The organism is Agarivorans gilvus (genome assembly GCF_001420915.1).
GTDB lineage: Bacteria > Pseudomonadota > Gammaproteobacteria > Enterobacterales > Celerinatantimonadaceae > Agarivorans > Agarivorans gilvus.
On sequence record NZ_CP013021.1, the window covers coordinates 2,999,193 to 3,016,672 of the forward strand.

General features: G+C 46.5%; 14 protein-coding genes. 7 read left to right on the forward strand and 7 right to left on the reverse strand.

Annotated features, from left to right (window positions below; all coding sequences use genetic code 11):
* Positions 1 to 103 precede the first annotated feature (103 nt).
* Together AR383_RS14100 and AR383_RS14105 are read right to left on the reverse strand one after the other, a co-directional pair.
* The gene (locus AR383_RS14100) at positions 104 to 1,258 is read right to left on the reverse strand and encodes a lipase family protein (RefSeq protein WP_055733708.1); all 1,155 of its coding nucleotides are present in this window, start codon (positions 1,256 to 1,258) and stop codon (positions 104 to 106) included.
* A 15-nt stretch (positions 1,259 to 1,273) separates the two neighbouring features.
* Positions 1,274 to 1,870 carry a DUF6795 domain-containing protein gene (locus AR383_RS14105; protein ID WP_055733709.1) on the reverse strand — a complete coding sequence of 199 codons (597 nt, stop codon included), beginning with the start codon at positions 1,868 to 1,870 and terminating at the stop codon, positions 1,274 to 1,276.
* A 416-nt stretch (positions 1,871 to 2,286) separates the two neighbouring features.
* Between AR383_RS14105 and AR383_RS14110 the strand changes: the two genes are divergently transcribed.
* The 3 genes from AR383_RS14110 to AR383_RS14125 all read left to right on the forward strand — a co-directional run bounded on the left by AR383_RS14110 (position 2,287) and on the right by AR383_RS14125 (position 6,387).
* On the forward strand, positions 2,287 to 4,170 hold the full coding sequence (locus tag AR383_RS14110; protein ID WP_055733710.1) for a methyl-accepting chemotaxis protein: 1,884 nt from the start codon (positions 2,287 to 2,289) through the stop codon (positions 4,168 to 4,170).
* Positions 4,171 to 5,063: 893 nt separating this feature from the next.
* Entirely contained in the window at positions 5,064 to 5,684 is a 621-nt protein-coding gene (locus AR383_RS14120; RefSeq protein ID WP_055733712.1) for a hypothetical protein, read from the forward strand.
* 10 nt (positions 5,685 to 5,694) lie between these two features.
* Positions 5,695 to 6,387, forward strand: coding sequence for a hypothetical protein (locus tag AR383_RS14125; RefSeq protein WP_055733713.1), 693 nt, complete (start codon positions 5,695 to 5,697; stop codon positions 6,385 to 6,387).
* Between the two features lie 198 nt (positions 6,388 to 6,585).
* Here AR383_RS14125 and AR383_RS14130 read toward each other — a convergent pair whose 3' ends face one another.
* Together AR383_RS14130 and AR383_RS14135 are read right to left on the reverse strand one after the other, a co-directional pair.
* Entirely contained in the window at positions 6,586 to 7,410 is an 825-nt protein-coding gene (locus tag AR383_RS14130; protein ID WP_229711219.1) for an ion transporter, read from the reverse strand.
* A 150-nt stretch (positions 7,411 to 7,560) separates the two neighbouring features.
* On the reverse strand, positions 7,561 to 8,745 hold the full coding sequence (locus tag AR383_RS14135) for an HIT family protein (RefSeq protein WP_055733714.1): 1,185 nt from the start codon (positions 8,743 to 8,745) through the stop codon (positions 7,561 to 7,563).
* 197 nt (positions 8,746 to 8,942) lie between these two features.
* Between AR383_RS14135 and trhA the strand changes: the two genes are divergently transcribed.
* Positions 8,943 to 9,584 (forward strand): PAQR family membrane homeostasis protein TrhA, encoded by a 642-nt coding sequence (gene trhA / locus AR383_RS14140; protein WP_055733715.1) that lies wholly within the window; start codon positions 8,943 to 8,945, stop codon positions 9,582 to 9,584.
* Here trhA and AR383_RS14145 read toward each other — a convergent pair.
* Positions 9,576 to 11,009 (reverse strand): MBL fold metallo-hydrolase RNA specificity domain-containing protein, encoded by a 1,434-nt coding sequence (locus tag AR383_RS14145; protein WP_055733716.1) that lies wholly within the window; start codon positions 11,007 to 11,009, stop codon positions 9,576 to 9,578. The two genes, trhA and AR383_RS14145, sit on opposite strands and share 9 nt — an antisense overlap.
* A 158-nt stretch (positions 11,010 to 11,167) precedes the next feature.
* Positions 11,168 to 12,415, reverse strand: coding sequence for a methyl-accepting chemotaxis protein (locus AR383_RS14150; RefSeq protein WP_055733717.1), 1,248 nt, complete (start codon positions 12,413 to 12,415; stop codon positions 11,168 to 11,170).
* A 199-nt stretch (positions 12,416 to 12,614) separates the two neighbouring features.
* Between AR383_RS14150 and AR383_RS14155 the strand changes: the two genes are divergently transcribed.
* The gene (locus AR383_RS14155) at positions 12,615 to 13,802 is read left to right on the forward strand and encodes a potassium/proton antiporter (protein ID WP_055735058.1); all 1,188 of its coding nucleotides are present in this window, start codon (positions 12,615 to 12,617) and stop codon (positions 13,800 to 13,802) included.
* Positions 13,803 to 13,808: 6 nt separating this feature from the next.
* Here the strand turns inward: AR383_RS14155 and AR383_RS14160 are convergent, their stop codons facing one another.
* The gene (locus tag AR383_RS14160; protein ID WP_055733718.1) at positions 13,809 to 14,738 is read right to left on the reverse strand and encodes a LysR family transcriptional regulator; all 930 of its coding nucleotides are present in this window, start codon (positions 14,736 to 14,738) and stop codon (positions 13,809 to 13,811) included.
* A 93-nt stretch (positions 14,739 to 14,831) separates the two neighbouring features.
* Here AR383_RS14160 and AR383_RS14165 point away from each other — a divergent pair, with 93 nt between their 5' ends.
* Positions 14,832 to 16,010 carry a multidrug effflux MFS transporter gene (locus AR383_RS14165; RefSeq protein ID WP_055733719.1) on the forward strand — a complete coding sequence of 393 codons (1,179 nt, stop codon included), beginning with the start codon at positions 14,832 to 14,834 and terminating at the stop codon, positions 16,008 to 16,010.
* A gap of 218 nt (positions 16,011 to 16,228) precedes the next feature.
* Positions 16,229 to 17,188: an ABC transporter substrate-binding protein gene (locus tag AR383_RS14170; RefSeq protein WP_229711217.1), complete on the forward strand. Its 960-nt coding sequence runs from the start codon at positions 16,229 to 16,231 to the stop codon at positions 17,186 to 17,188.
* The last annotated feature ends 292 nt before the right edge of the window (positions 17,189 to 17,480 follow it).

A 17,480-nucleotide genomic window follows, 5' to 3' on the forward strand; every position in this document is an offset into this window, starting at 1 on the left:
ATAACCAACCCCGTTATCGAAAATTATTATCATTGCAATAACGAGGCGGACCATACATTTTTATGGCTGGATTTGCGCTCACTCGGATAAACGAAGCCAAATATTATTGCTGTTTTAAGGCTTGTCTTGCCGCTGCATAAATGCGGGCAATAGTAATGTTAAATACCCAGCGAATGAACTGCTCGGTGTATTTAATGGCGTAGTTCGCGCCCTTGCCGGCATAAACCAGCATACAGCCGAGTAGACCTTTAACTCGGTCTTGAAGCTCTGCGTTCATTTTGGCAATAGTGGCAACCGATTTCGCCATCACATCGTAAACGGTACCAATTGCGGCTCCTGATGCTTGTAAGGCTCCAACGGTCGCGGCGAAACCGCCATCAACTAATAGGGTCACGATAGCTGCGGCAATTTTATCTGCCCAGCCAGCGGAGTAGGTAGTATGTATACGGTGTTGATAATTAAGTACGACTCGTTTGCGTAGGTTAGCCACGGTTTGACTGTAAACATTATCCCAAGATTGTTGATTGGCTGTATTGATATAGCCTGGCCCGGTAATCATTGAATGAGCGGATAAGCGAATATCTTGGGTTCGCTCTAATAAATATTCTGCCCCGGTAATTGGTGCGTGATAAAAAGGCCAGACTGGAATTTTAGGGACAGGATCTGCGCCATGGATACAGCGAAATATTTTATCAACTCTGCCGGTGGTTTTTGTCGCGAAACCGTTTAACCCTACTCGCGGAGCGCCAAAAGTATATAAATAGACTTTGCCTTTAAATTCAGGGCTTGCTTTAATCCAATCTGCGGTTAAGCCAGCCAAGGCTCCTCCTAAGCTGTGCCCAATACAATGAATTATGCTGTTACCACTTGTTTTAGCTTGGCGTAAGTAGCTTGCTAACTCAGGTTTAAACGATGAGAAGCTTCGTTGAAAACCAATATGCACGCTGCTGCCACTGTCGCTACCGGTAGTGTGAGAGCTGATATCGGTAAGCACGTCTGCAGCGTTATTCGTACCACGAATAGCGATAACATGGTCGTTTTTGTATTGTTGACTTTTCCCCTTGCCTAATAGCACAAAACCCGTTTGCTTTCGCCAGAATAGGCCACCGGAGGTGCCTTGAATAACATCATTTGAGTTAAAGCTAAAATGCTCTCTAATAGCTCCATCAATAACAAGTCGTGACCCTTTATGATGATGTTGAGTACCATAAGCGGTTAACGCTAACTCGGAAGCCATACTAGGTGAAATACTTGTCATAACGAGTTCTAACTCCTATTCGTTTATTGCAAATGAATTACTGATCCATTGGCTATTTAACTTGCTGATAGAGATTACAAGTTGTTTCTTTTCGTCAGAAAAATCAGCTGTATCAAATTCATATTGCATCTCTTGATAGCTGAGATCGCAATTTAATTTAGTGAGTTGTGTAGCGACTGGTTTCGCTAATGGCATCCAGCTACTTGATGAGTACCATAATTGATACAATTGATTATTTCGTTCCGTATAGATCCCCAAACTGACGCGTGAGTTTTGACCTAAGATATCTTTTGGGTAACGAGATTTAACTATCATCTTTGGAAAAGAAAATTGGCCGTCATCATCAGTAACCGTGTGTTGTAGTTGCTCTTGTCCCTTTCTGTAACCATCGTAAACAATGGTGCGTGCAATGGTTGCTCCTACAATAGGCTCTCCATTCTCAGTTAAACGCCCTTTTATCTCGGGTGACATTTCCACATCTTGCTTAATAATGCCTATACCGAACACGGCTTGTACCTCCTGATGTTGAATAATCATGAAAACAAGGATAATCAGCGTGATTAGCCAAGCCGATTTTTTAGTTATGAGCTTACGAATAAGTATTGGGTTCATTCCAAGCAATGCACTTCCGATGTGATGAATAGTTGGATGATAAGTGAGCAAGCATGCTATTTTATAGTGTCTTTTTTGTCAATAGTGACTGAGCAGTTGATGGTTGGGGCCTTTTTGAGCGGCAGTCACTTTTCATTGCGGCAACGTGGTGTTGCAAGGCAGCAAAGCCGAGGTGGATGAAGCCGACGTTAAGCGCTGGATGAGTGTTTAAGCCTAAATTTGTACATAAAACAACCGCCTTTAAGGCGGTTTTTTATGTCGCTTGGATTTTTAGCAATAAATTTGCAGCTTGATGCAATAAGGCTTGGTAGTTCACAAGTGTAAATGATTCTGCTTGCTATAGTTAAATCCTTGGTAAGCGGTTTGGTTTACTGCTGTGTAGTGAATGGTTATCAGTATTGGCAAAAGGAAAGCCCATGTTTAAAAGTTGGTCCTTAAAAATCAAGCTTGCGGTGTCGGCAAGTTTAGCAATTATTCTAGGCGGTTTTCTGGTGGAGGCGTTGTCATTTCGTGCCGCGTCAGAACGCTTGGATTTTGATGTGGAACAGCGCTTGATGAGTGCCTCGGCATCTTACAATCAATATGTAAGTGACTGGCTATTATCCAAAGAACGTTCTTTAAGCTCTATATCGGAAGAAGCAAAAGAAGAACAGATAGTGGCGCATTTGGCGCAGGTAAGAGATGCCGCCGCCTTTGATAACGTGTTTCTGGCTTATCCCGACGGCTCACAAAAAAATGCTAATGGCGTTGTTTTGCCACCGGGTAACGATGACCCGCGTAAGTGGGGTTGGTATATCAATGCCTTAAAGGCACCTCAGCAAGTCTTTATGGATAACCCCACGGTGGCCGCGGCAACTGGTGCCAATGTGGTGTCTTTAGGTAAGGCGATAAAGCTGAATGGCAAGCAAATGGTATTGGGAGCGGATGTAGAGATTACCGATATTCTTAACAGCTTGGATAAAGTGATTTTGCCGGGTGAAGGCTACATGTTTATTGTGAATAAGCAGGGTAATGTATTTGTCCACCCCGATGCCAAGTTGTTAAATCAAAGTATCGCCCAGTTGGGGCTTAATTTTAGCGAGATACAACAAGCGGCTTCTTCAGAGCGCTCGCGCTTAATTACTATTGATGGTAAAGAGTTCGTTATTTTTGCTAGCGCCATTAGTGGCAAACCTTTAATTACCGTGAGTGTGATTGACTATGACTCGCTAGTAGCGCCCCTATACGAAGCCGTGTTAGGGCAAATCATTGTGACGCTGTTGGTTGTGGCAGGCTGTGTGATTTTATTCAGCCTATTGTGTAATGTGCTATTTAGGCCTTTGGCTACAGTATCAGCGGCCTTGGCGCAGTTCGCTCAGGGTAATGGTGATTTAACCCAGCGCATTGAAATTGATGCTAAAGATGAAGTGGGCGAATTAGCCAGTAACTTCAATACTTTTGTAGCGACCTTACAGCAATTGATCAGCCATATTCAGCAGCAATCTAATCAGCTCGCCGAGCAATCGGATATTGGCAGTAAACGTGCGACCCAGTCGGTTGCTGAGATTGAAGGCCAACAGCAAGAAATTGCCATGGTGGCTACCGCAGTAACCGAAATGGCCTCGGCGACTCAAGAGATTGCCTCGCACGCAGACCGTACCGCTCAAGCCGCGCAGGACTCAACCCATAGCACAGGTAGTGGCCATGAGTTAGTGATGAATACGAAAAACTCGATTAACTCCTTGGCCGATGAGGTGAATGAAGCGGCCCTAGTTATCGCGGAACTTAGCAAGCATGCGGTAGAAATTAGCACGGTATTGTCGACCATTCAGGGCATCGCCGAGCAAACCAACTTGTTAGCTTTAAATGCAGCGATTGAGGCGGCCCGTGCCGGTGAACAAGGACGCGGTTTTGCCGTGGTAGCCGATGAAGTGCGAGTATTATCACAACGCACCCATACCTCTACCGAAGAAATTAAGAGCACCATTGAGACTCTACAAAAAACTACCGACCGCGCTGTTGCCTTAATGGAAAGTAGCTCTCGACTCGCGGGTGGCTCGGTGGAAGATGCCGATAAAGCATCTAACGCTTTAGCAGAGATTACTAATTCGGTATCGGTGATCAGTGATATGGCAACGCAAATTGCTACAGCAGCACAAGAGCAAACCCATGTGACCGGTGAAATTTCGCAAAACATCGTATCGATTAAAGATGTAAGTGACCAATTAACCGAAGGGGTAAGTGAAAACTTGGCTCAGTCACAGGAGTTAAGAAAGCAAGCTGAAGAGTTACAAAGTAAGGTGAAAACCTTCAAGATCTAAGGTTTTGTTTCACCATTAATAGGCGCTGTTGAACAGCGCCTTTTTTGTTGGGTTTAGCGTTTATCTAATGGTTTGGGTTTTAAGCCATTTGAATGTTTATAAAATAAGAACTTTCGCCAGCGGTGGCTTCATGCGTTTTTAAATAGCAAAAGCTTTCGCCTACGGCGATATACTTTTCTTTGCTGGCCAAAGAAAAGTATACAAAAGAAAGGCCACCCCGCATCTTCTTAGATCCTGCGTTGCTCATGCCCAAGGGCGTTGAAGTAACTCGCTACGCTCAAACAGACTTCAACTTTAATCCCTTGTTCATTTGCGCTACTCGGCGAAGATGATGGGGAAATATTCTGGTAGCCATTCAGCTTAGTTTTGCTTTTCAACACTCTGCGAATTTGTCGCTTAAAACATCACCACCAGTAAACACTTTACTCAATGCTTTTAAATCCCTTCATTATCGCCGAGCAACGCCGTTGACAAGCGGTGAAGCCGAGCACTGTTTGAGCGTAGCGAGTTGCGCAGGCGCGCTAGGGACTAGGTGAAAGCTTGGCTTTAAACAAAGCATCGCTTTGTAAGCTTGAACACAGGATAAAGATAATGCAGGGCGAGCTTTCTTTTTGCTTAGCTAAGCTTTTCTCGTTGAAGCTTAATGACGTCGCCGTCAGGGCGAAATCTGCACTATCAGCTAACTCTGTAAATCGACCAGTACCAAATACTCTCCACAAAGGCTTGCATATTTTCATGCTGATGCTTTTATTATTTATCGAGCTAGGTGGCTGATGTTGCTTAGGAAAGGTGATAATCTTGATTTTCCTCTTAATAAGTTGTTAGACCAGTAAATTAACCGGTGAACCCCTACACATCAAAAGCAATTTAAAATCTAGAAAAGGAAATAGTTAATGCCATTGAGTACAATAGTAAAAACGGAAGTTAGTAAAAACATTGAAAAATACGAAGGGCGTATCCCGCATTTGTATTTGGATACGGTCGGCAAGGTCACCGTCGGTATAGGCCATATGGTACCAAACAAAGCGGCGATGAGCACTGTCACAATGTATAAAAAAGGTGCCAACAATCTACTCATATTAGCAACCGCAGCCGAAAAGAATGCCGAATACGATGCGATAAAAAAACAGCCCTTTGGCAGGAGTTACGGAGCGTCCTCATTCAAGAAGCACACTACACTGATAATGAAAGACGCAGATATCAATGCACAGCGTGATAAGCACATCCAATCTTTTTACAAAGAACTCACTGGCTATTACACCACGGTTAACGGGTTCAATAAAACCTTTGATGCCATGCCCACCGAAGTGCAAAAAGCCTTGTTTGATATGGTGTTCAATCTGGGTATTACCAAACTCAAAAACCAATACATCAAATTCAATGGATTTGTAAAATCAGAAAATTGGATTAATGCTGCCAAGCAGAGTAATCGAATCGGTATTTCACCGATAAGAAACAAGTATGTATTTGACCTCTTTAAAGCCGCACAAAACAAAAAGCCAAAAACACCATAAGGATATAATTATGAAGCTAAAAACTTTGTTCTGCATTCCAATTGCCGCAATAGTTTTGGTCTTATACGCGTGCCAAACAACCAACACACAAACAGAGGCAGCAAAGCAGGAAGCGCGCTGGTATAACGTGAATGATTTCAAAGGCATTGATTCAATTGGAGCCAACCCTTACGACTTAGAGTTTGATATCGCATATTCAGGTATTGATGGTGATATCGTTCGAGTTAAAAACTGTTTAGAGGTATCGTTCCAAGGTGATAGTAAAATAGCAGAAAGGGAGTTTGCGCGTTGGGATTTGCTTAAATCCGACTGCGAGGCGGCAAAGCGCTTTTATGGTGCACCTGAAAATGCGGTTAGTTACTGGCCACCAACATTCGATTTGTCACTACTCAAAACATTCCCTTCTACGTCCATTCCTTACCTCGGTGGCCAAGGCTTACATGGCCGCAGTGGAAATTTGGCTGAGCATGAATCAACCTTGACCTTGATAGAATCCGGCGAGCACAGTGTTAAAGTATCTTATGATGGAATAGTAGTAAATTATGTGGTGGTGGCGCGAGGAGACTTCAATCGTGATGGCTATCAAGACTTATTTGTGCGAATGGACTGGTATATTGAGGATGCCTTTGGTGATGGTCACGATTGGGTGGCATTAACCAAGTTATCACCCAATGCAGCACCCATGATGCTGTGGCGAAAATAGCATACAGTATAATGGTTATTCTGGTCTAACAATTGCTTGCACCCGGAAAAAATAAAGCAGGCGTTAACAACCCCACCATAAAGGGGAATAACTTGAGCAATACTGAGTATCCTATTTCCTCCCATGCTTACTTAACGCTTGGCCGCTTACGCGAGCGTTAAGCGGGTAGGTTAGCTAGAGAGTACTCGCTACTAGCGTTTAAGTTTTGTGCTTAAGCAGCTGTTTTATTTCATCCAATTGCTGTTGTAATTCGCGCAAGCTGGGTTCTTGAGTACCGGCGGCTAGCTGGTCTTCTTGACGAACTTTGGCGTGTTCTTGCTCCATCACATTCACCACGATGCCAATTACCATGTTAAGAAAGGCAAAGGCCGAGAGAAAGATGAAGCTGAGGAAGTAGATCCAGCTAAGGCTATAGACTTGCATGGTCTCATACATCACATCGGTCCAATCTTCGAAGGTCATCACCCGAAATAGGGTGAGCATGGAGATGGCGATGTCGCCCCACAGCTCTGGGTTAATGGTTTCAAATAAAGTACTGCCAATCGCCGCATAAATATAAAAGATGATGAACATCAGCAGCATCACATAGCCCAGTTGCGGCAGTGCCTTAACCAGCGAGGTCAGTAAAATCCGCAGCTCAGGAATAATCGAGACCATCCGTAGCACTCGAAATACTCGAATCAAGCGGCCTATTACGGCCAACTCTGAGTTTTCTATAGGTACTAGGCTAACCAGCACGATTAAGCTGTCGAAGACATTCCAGAAACTCTTAAAAAACAGTTTTTTATTGGCTTCGGCGATAAAGCGGATGCTGATTTCTACGACAAAAAACAGGGTGATTAAGTAATCCAGTACCACCGTAGCGGTGACGACTTTTGGTGGTAGGGGATAGGTTTTGGCACCAATCAGCAAGGCTGAAACGAGGATCACCGAAATAACAAACAGTTCAAATAGTTTGTTGGCTTTCAGGCGTTCAAAATGGTGTTGCAAGGTTTGGCTATTTGTTAGCAAAGTTTGATTCACGAGTTAATAAGAGCTTAAGGAAATTTTGCCCTATTCTGTTCACATAACTCAAGCAACAAATGATAATTTGCCGCTGGTATTGCTGGCTTAGGGATTGGTGACGCTGTTGCTCTAAGGATCCGCCGTTTGCCGAGTAGCGAGTTTTAGTGCTTATTCTGTTTGCCCGTTGGCGCTGGCATCAGCGGGCGTATGCTCAGACGTTAAGATCTCTTGCCTTAGTAGCTGGGCTGAATCGCTGGCATTGGCTTGACACACAAATAGACCGATTTGTTCATAACCTCCCATCATTTGGGTTTTCGGTAAAAATTCTAAATACAAGCCGCAACCGGGACCATTATTGACGATCATGTTGTAGGCGGGCGGTAGGCCCATTTGTTCCATTAGAGCCAAAATAGCGGCGATGGTTTGTTGAATGGCCTTAACCATTTGCTGTTGTTCTTGCGCAGTGAGTTGATGTAAATAGCGATGTTCGCTGTTTTTCACGATTAGCAGCATATCTAGTGGGCGTTTCATAAAATAAGGCACCATTAGCTGCATTTCGCCGTAGTCTTTGATTAGCAGCTGTTTGGGGTTTTCCTCAATCATGTATTGGCTGAAGGCCTTATTGTGGCGCTGGCGAAAGCGCAAATTATTAAAAAAGTGCTGCGGTAAAATATTGCTATAGGCGATTTGTTGGTGGCCATGAACCAAGGACGCGCCAGCGCTGGCGCCATAGTTTTTAATAATCGAGACATAGCCACTCACCACGTCTTGCTGTTTAAGGTGCGTTTCTGAACTGGCCATGAAATCACTGGGTTGATGCAGTAGATCCTTTTCCAATTGAGCCAAGCGCTGAAAGCTAATTAGGGCATCTTCAAAGGGCATGTTATGCCAATCGCGATGATGTAAGGATGAGGTCCACTGTAAGAGGTGAAAGCCATAGGAGGCACGGCCAGTGTGAAAGGGATCTTGATGTAAAAAATAGTCGGCGTTTTCTTTGGGGATCTGCTCGATTGGGTGAAAAATGGGGTAGAGGTTTTTATTGATGAAGGTAAAGCCTTCGCTATGTTCCGCAATGTCCAAAATGTCGGCGCTTTTACCATCACAAATCGGGCAATAGTCATCTTGGCTGGTTTGGGTGGGTTTGGCGGTGGTATGAATGCGTTTGGCGCGCGCCGAGTTGTAAATGATTAAATTACCGTTGCGTGGGTCGATATGACAAACCCCGTCGGGGGCAAATTGCTTCAGTTGGGGATCCTCACTAATGTTTCTTAGTAAGTCGCGAAATTGCAGTTGGTCTAGGTGTTCACTAATGGCTAAGGCTTTGGCGGCACTTAGAGCAAGTTGTTGAGTCATAGGGGCCTCTTTGCTTTTCAACCCTGCCATTTGAGTATAGATGATAGCCGTTAAACATCGCAGCTGGATGATTGAGCTAGCTCAGCTATTGGGCTTTTTGACTTAATTTTACTGGGTCATAAGTGTTAATTAATTTCAGTGTACAAGTGTACGCTGAAGGCTTAAGCTAAGGTTATTATTCTCGCCAAGGAAAACCGATGGCTGGGTCAAGTTCTTATAGTAAAACTGAACAATTACTCAACGTGCTATCACACCTATTGGGTTTTATGGGGGCGCTGTTAGGCCTCGTTTTATTATTAGCCAAAGCGGAAGGCGGCTTAGCTGTGTCGGCGGTGGCCATTTATGGTGGCTCAATGGCCTTGTTGTTTTTGGCCTCTTGTTTATACCATGCTGTGAGCGAGGTTCGTTGGCAGGCACGGCTAAAATTGTTTGACCATGCCGCTATTTATCTTTTGATTGCCGGAACTTATACACCTATTTTGTTATTGGCCTTTGATGGTTGGCTGTCTTGGCTCTCGATGCTGGTGATTTGGTTATTAGCCGCTGTAGGCATCGCCTTTAAGCTGCTTACCGGCGTGCGTTTTCCCAAGTTGTCGCTAGGTACTTATTTGGTGATGGGCTGGTTGGCGCTAGCGTTGGCCTATCCGATGTATTTACATATTCCACCGGCAGGCCTCGCTTATTTACTGCTTGGCGGTGTGTTATTTAGTATTGGCGCCCTATTTTATGTGGCCAAGCACAAGGCTTATACCCATGCTATTTGGCATCTATTTGTGGTGGCCGGCTGTGCTTGTCATTTTATTAGCGTTTATCGCTATATTGTTCCTGTTTCAAGGTAGCCAAACCAGTTCGGGTAAGCTGTCTAAGGCCAATTTATCACCACGCTGCACCGCCAGTAGCGAGCTGGGTTGGCGTATCGAGCTGGCTTTAATGGCTTCGATTAAGCCCTGCTGAGCTTCTGGTTCACCATGTACCAATAGCAAGGGTGGTGCCGATTTAAATTGTTGATACCAATGAATGAGTTCCTCTTGGTCGGCATGTGCCGACAAGCCCCCGACGGTGTGAATGGAGGCCGCCACTTTAACCGGCTTGCCATTGATGGTGAGTTGGGAGGCACCATCAACTAACATTCTTCCGGGGGTGCTTAGCGCCTGATAGCCGCAAATAATCACATCACATTCACTACGCCATAGGTTGTGCTCCAAGTGACAGCGGATCCGCCCACCGTTGCACATGCCACTGCCGGCGATAATGATCAAACCTTCGCTAATCTCATTCAGCTCCATGGACTGCTCGGTGGTTTGAATAAATTCTACATTCGACAGTAAGGGGTGCTCTCCTGGGTGCTGGCGGGTAAAGCGCTTAAAGTCATCATCCATTATTGGGTAGTTGTTTAAGTAAACCTTGGTCGCCTCTATCGCCATTGGGCTATCGAGGCAAATTTTCCAGCGAGAAAGATCCCATTGCTTAGCATATAGGTGAAATAAATAGAGCAGCTCTTGAGCACGCCCCACCGAGAAGGCGGGCAGCAAAATATTGCCGCGACCGCCGCTGATGGTAGCGGCGAATATCTCGGCTAACTCATCGATGGTTTGCTGCCACGAGCGGTGTAGCCGGTTGCCGTAGGTGCTTTCCATTAATACTAAGTCGGCTTCTTCAATGGCCACAGGGTCATTGAGAATGGGCATGCCCTCGCGACCTAAGTCGCCACTAAAGACAATCTTCTTGTTGATGCCTAGCAACCACAGTTCCACTAATGCTGAACCTAGAATATGCCCGGCATCGTTTAAACGAAGCTTTAGCTGTGGCAATGGCTGTATTTGCTCGTCGTAATTAAGCGGCACAAATTGTTTTACGGTCCGCAGTACATCTTGCTCGTCAAATAAGGGTTCTAAAGGAGGCAGTTGCTGTTTTATGCGTTTCTTATTGAGGCGCTCTACATCGCGCTTTTGCAACATGGCGGCATCTTTAAGCATGATTTCACACAGTTCAGCCGAGGCCTTATGGGTGTAGATGGGGCCGCTAAAACCGTTTTTTACCAATTGCGGAAGCCGCCCAGAATGATCGATATGGGCATGGCTGAGGATCACCGCATCGATTTGCGAGGGCTCAAAAGGAAAGGGATCAAAGTTACGCATTGCATCACTTTTACTGCCTTGAATCAGGCCGCAGTCGAGTAATACTTGCTTATCACCTAAGTTGAGTAAATGGCAGGAGCCGGTGACTTCTTCGGTGGCACCAAAAAACTGTAAGCTAATGGTCATGCGGGTAACCTCCCCAAGTGGTGAGCGGGAAATAAATAGACGCGTTATTATCAGTTTAGCTTAGAGATCAACGCTAAAGGGTGGGGTGCTTCACGAACTATAAGGGCGAGTAGTAAATGCCTGTCGTAAAGGCTTACGACAGGCATTTGCGAGCGGCTTTAGGCCTTTAAGGTGGATAGCTGTTGGTTGAGCAACTGGGCAATGCTCGACAGTTCAGCGCTGATGTTTTCGATATCATGGGCCAATTGGTTTTGTACCCCTAGCGCCTCGCCTATGCCATTAATATTGCTGTTAATTTCTTCGCTAACATGGCTTTGCTGGTGGGCGGCGGTAGCCACTTGAGCGGTATGTTGATTAATCGCCGCGATACTGCTGACCACCTCGTTAAGCTGTTGATAACTGGCCTCGGTATTGAGCGCGGTATGGTCGACTTGCTCTCGGCTAGAGGCGATGGAATCCACGGTGGCACTCACATCATTTTGCAAGGCTTGGATCAATTGGTTAATTTCTTCGGTTGAACTTTGGGTGCGTCCCGCTAGGTTTCTTACTTCGTCGGCTACCACTGCAAAGCCGCGGCCTTGCTCACCGGCGCGAGCCGCCTCAATGGCCGCATTTAGCGCAAGCAGGTTGGTTTGTTCTGCGATGCCGCCAATGGTTTCGAGGATGCTATTAATGTCTTGGCTGCGTCCCGCTACTTGGCTAATTCGCTGACTAATGCCCTGCATGTTATTGGCAATGTTGCGAATTTGCTCAACTGACTGTTGGAACTCTTGCTGGGTTTGCAACAATTGTTGCTCGGCATGTTGAGCGTTGCTGGCGGTACTATTGGCCAGTTCTGCCACTTCACTGGCCGAAGAAGACATTTGGTTAACAGCGGCGGCCACATTGTCGGTATCAATTCTTTGAGTTCGGCCTGCTTGACCGGCGGCCTCGGCATTCTTAGCTAAATTTTTTGAACCGATGTTTAGTTGGGCCGCTTGCTGCTGTAATTGATTGACGATGTTACGTAACTTTTCAGTAAAGTTATTAAATTGACGGCTCATTTCAATTAACTCTTGGTGTTCATTCACCTCAAGCTGCATGGTTAAATCGCCATCTTTTCCCGCAAGGTAGCTGATGCGTCGAGTGATTTGGCTGAGGGTGCGCATAAAGCTTTGCACTATCATCGCGATTAGCGCTAGGCCGACGATCGCTATCACTAGCGAGCTCAGCAGCATTTTGTTGCGCGCTGCCGCGGCTTGCTCGGCAAATAAGTTTTGCAGTTGGTTGGCATTAAGTGCGCTGGCGGCGGTGGCTTGCTCCAGGCTCAATGTGGGGGCAGCGAATAGCCCGATGCAGGCGAGCATGGCGATGAAAACCAAGCTAATGGTGATGAAAAGTTTTAATTTAAACGACAGCGTTGCCATGAATGTTCCTCCTAGAGCTGGCCGGCTCATAGCTTCGCACACTCGCTCTGGCTTGTCGCTAAACTTATGTCACAAATGTATGATAATTAAGAAAATCAATAAGGGCATTGAAGAGGAAAAATCAGCCCTAAATTAGCCTATGCAGACGGCTGCTAAAGGTTATTATATGGCTAACCGTGGTTGGTTTATGGAGTGCGCGATGTCTTATCAGTTAGTTTTATTGGGCCTAGCTGGCCTTATTGCCTTGGGGATCTTACTGCATCACCCTTCGCGCACCCTTGGCATCCCTTCACTGCTGATTTTCATGGGGGTTGGTCTGGCCATCGGTAACGGCGAATTTAGTTTTATTTATGACGATCTTAGCTCAACCTCGCTGGTGGGCGGCTTTGCCTTAAACGTGATTGTATTTGTCGGGGGAATTAATACGCCTTTGCAGAGTATTAAGGTGGCGTATAAAGAAGGCGGGGTGCTGTCGTCTGTTGGGGTGATTTTCACCTCGTTGATTTTTGCCGTGGTGTTTTATCTATTATTTGATTATGACTTTGTTTACTGCCTGTTGTTTGCTGCGGTGTTGTCTTCTACCGATGCCGCTGCGGTATTTTCGATTCTTGAATCAAAGAAACTCAAACTGAAAGAGAGTACCGATACGGTATTGGAGTTTGAATCAGCCACCAATGACCCGGTGGCCTTGATTATGGTGGTGATATTAACACAGTTGTCTTTGTTTCCCGATGTCGCCATTAATCCCTTGGAGATCAGTCAAACCTTAGCCTTACAGCTAGTAGGAGGATTGCTGATTGGAGTGGTGGTTGGCAAGGTTTGTGTCTTGGCGCTGGCCCGCATTAGTTTGCCGGAATATGGCCTAATTCCGGTGTTTGTTTTGGCCTGTTTTATTTTTGCTAGCTTTGGTAGCGAGCTGTTGGGCGGCAATGTGTTAATTGCTTGCTATGTCTCTGGGGTATTAATTGGTAATGGTTTGCAGCGCGGGCGAGAAGTGAGCAAGCACTTTTTTAACAGCTTGTCATGGCTCGCTCAGGCGGTGATGTTTGTTATTCTTGGCTTGCAAATTTTCCCGCAGCAGTTGTTTGGGGTCTTTTGGCAAGCGCTTGTTCCCAGCGCTATCTTGATGCTGGTCGCGCGGCCCTTGGCGGTACAATTATGTTATCTGCCCTTTATACGAGCTTCCTGGAAGAAGCGGCTGTTTATTTCTAGCATCGGCCTGAAAGGCGCCACTCCCATCGTGTTTGCCTTAATTCCCGCCGCCGCGGGAGTAAATGGCGCCTTAGAGATGGTACACATGGTGTTCTTTGTGGTCTTGTACTCGGTATTGATTCAAGGCGCGGCTATCGAACCCTTGGCGAAGCGTTTGGGTCTAGCCAAGAACTAGCCGCGCTTAGCCTTGGCAGTATTCAAGGATTAACTGGCGTAACCAGCGGTGGGCGGGATCTTCTTCAAGGTGTTCCGGCCAAGCTAGTAGGTAACTAAAAGGAGCCATCTCAACGGGTAGGGGGAGCTGGGCTAATTTGTGGGTATTCACCACTTCTTGGGCGAAACTACGGGTACAGGTAAAGACTAAATCGCTGGACTGACAGAGCATGGTGGCGGCAAAAAAATCGGCGGTAAGCGTACTGTTTTCTATATGTAAGCCTTGCTCGGCTAGCACGGTGTGCAGCAGCCAACGTTCTCCCACTTCACATTCACAGCTTAAATGGGCCTGCTGGAGATAAGTGTTTAAATCCCACGCTTGTTGCAGCACCGGGTGGCCTTTACGTACCAAGCAAACGTGGTCTTCTCGATAGAGTTCCAAGCAGCGTACTTGTTTGGGTAAGTGTTTTACTTGCAGGTGGCTGGGGGCGCGCGGGTCGTTGTCACGAGTGAGGATGGCGAAGTCGTATTCACCGTGCTGTAAGCCCTCAATACTGCCGGCACTCAGTTTGTGAGTGGCCAATTTCAGCCCTGGCGCTAGACGGCTTAGTTTGCCAAAGAAGCGCGGCAAGAGTGTGGCAAAACAGGTTTCATTGACGCTGCAACGAAAACTGCGCTGGCTGCTGCTAGGCTCAAAGCCTTCGGCTTCAAGCATTTGATTGGCGGTTTGTAGCCATTGACGTAGTGTGGGAGCTAAGTTGCGCACCCTAGGTGTGGGGCTGAGGCCACCTGCATGGCGCACAAACAACGGGTCGTTCAGTTGTAAGCGGAGCTTGGCTAATTGCTTGCTTACCGCAGATTGAGTTAAGCAGAGCTTTTCAGCGGCTCGGGAAACACTGCGCTCTTCGAGTAGGCATAATAATACGCGCAGTAAATTGAGGTCATAGGACGTTGGCATATATTCCTCTTAGGACTAAATCTTGTGCCAAAACATCATTATGATTCATATTGCTAGGCACTTACAATGGCTCGCTTGTATCAGGAGTCCAACATGTCGTTTACCACTAAGCCCTTGCCCTTATTCATGTTAATGGTGTTATTTTCACCTTTGGCGATAGATATTTTCTTGCCGGCGATCCCGCAAATGACGGAGGCTTTTGCTGTACCTCTGGACTGGATGACGCAAACCATTCCAGTATTTTTGTTCGCCTTTGGTGTTGGCCAGCTAGTTGTAGGGCCGCTGGCCGATCGCTTTGGTCGACGTCCCACCGCCTTGCTGGGGGCGTTGCTCTATCTGTTGGGCTCAGTGGTGGCTGCGCTGTCTGTGGATTTCAGTTGCTTGATGCTGGCGCGTTTAGTTCAGGGTTTGGCGGCCAGTTGTTTGTCGGTGGCGGCCTTTGCCGGGGTCAGAGATGTCTATGGGGCGGAGCGCTCGAAAAGCATGTTTAGCTACCTAAATGGCGTTATTTGCATCGTTCCTGCGCTGGCTCCTTTATTGGGCGGAGTGCTTACTCACTATTGGTCTTGGTCGGCAAACTTCTGGTTTATGGGGCTGTATGGCTTGCTGGTGGGTTTGTTCTTATTGTTCGGCTTGCAAGAAACCCAACATGCGGCCCATGTTGCCAAGGGGCGCTTGTTCTCGTGGTCTCGTTATTTCAGTGTATTGCGGGTTCCGGCTTTTATTTATTACGCTAGCTTGGTGATGTTGGCTATGGCGATGATCATCGCCTATGTTTCCCAATCTCCGGGGCGCTTGATGGTGGACATGCAGCTGTCTAGCGCTCAATACGCCTTGTGGTTTGGCAGTAATGCCTTGCTTAATATTATTGCAGCTTTTGTCGCGCCATCGCTGATTAAGCGCTTGGGGCAAAACCAAGGCTTATGGTTGGGAGCCGGTTTGATGGCGGCAGCGGCGCTGGGCTTAATCTCTAGCCAGCAATTTGCCCATCCCTTGGCCTTTATGTTGCCCATTTATGTGTGTAGCGTGGGTTTCTGCTTGTTAATTGCGGTGGGGGCGGGCAGCGCCTTAGCGCCTTTTGCAGAGCGGGCGGGCACCGCTGCGGCTCTACTTGGCTTTATTCAGATGACCGGCTCAGCCAGTTTAGTGGCGTTGCTGGCATTAAGTGGACTATCGAGTAGCGAGCAATTGGCCATCCTCATGGCCTTGCCATTGTTGGTGATGGCCGTGGTCGCCGGACGCGCGGGTTTGCTGCTGGTGAGCAAACAGTAGTTATTTGAATTTGTTGTATTACTTGCCAAAAAGCGCCTCGCGGCGCTTTTTTATTACTAAAATATTGTTGGGGGCTGTTTTTTGGCAATTAAACGGGCTAAATCGAGCCCGTGGTTTATAGTTTTAAGTAATAGAATTAGCTTCTTTAGGACCATAGTTAGGTGAATTTTCTGCCCTTTTTGTTGCTATTTTGTAGCCTAGCCTGGGGACAAACTTCAGTGGTTTTTTTTAACCCGGGTAAGTCCGACGAGAGCTTTTGGCATGATGTTGATAGCTTTGCTGGCGCGGTGGCGGAAGATTTAGCGCTCGACTTTCGAACCTTTCACGCTCAGCGCAAGTATTATTCAATGATTCGTCATTTAGAGCAGATGATTGCCCAGCAGCAACTTCCCGACTACTTGATTTTGGTGAATGAAAAGCAAATTTTGCCAAAGATGCTGCGCTTATTGGAGGGCCAAAATGTCTATGTATTGGTAGCGCTGAACGATATCGATGTGCAACACCAAAGTATGCTCGAACAGCCTTATTGGCAGCAGCACTTACTCTCTAGTTTAATTCCAAATAACTATTGGGCCGGCTATCAGGCGGCTCGTGCTATGCATCTTGCTAGCGGTGAGCTAGCTGGGGAAGTGGCGATTATTTCTGGAGATAAACTTACCCCAGCCTCTATTCAGCGCGAGGCGGGAGCGAAGCATTTTTTTCAGCAGCAGCCGCAGTTAGAGTTAAAGCGAGTGGTTTATGCTGATTGGAATGAGCAACAAGGCTACCAACAAACACTGATGTTGTTGCGACGCTACCCAAACTTGAAGTATTTATGGGTGGCGAACGATGAAATGGCTTTTGGCAGTATTCAGGCCAGCAAAGAGCTAGGCAGACAAGCCGGTAAAGATTTGTTTATCGCCACCTTTAATACATCTGAGCGAGCCTTAAATTTACGCGAACAAGGGCAAATTAGCGCATTAGCAGGAGGCCATTTTGCCACCGTGGGCTGGGGTTTAGCGATGATTAAGCAGCATAGTCTTGGCGAAGTATTAGCTAAGAAGGTGGATGCGCCCTTGTTTATGCTGCTAGAACCCCATTCTGCCACCTTTCAATTAATTAAGGATAAAAATTGGCAACAGCTGGATTTTAGTAATTTGTCGTTCGATTTTGCGCATCCTTTTGGCTTCATTCAGTAAGCGTGGAATGTAACATGGCAGGCCGATTTCAATTGAAAACTCCGATCGCTAAACGTTTGGTGATTTTGATCATCAGTGCCAGCACCTTGTTTGCCTTACTCTCGGTGGCGATTCAGCTAGCTTTTAACTATATGGGGGCGGTGAGACACGCTGAAAGTTGGGTGGATGATTATAATCGCGCTAACTTAGCAACGATTGAACGGGCTGTTTGGCAGAGCGATCAGCAGCTACTGGAGAAGTTATTACGAGGCTTGGTACAACAGCAATACGTCGCCGCGGTGGAATTAAACTC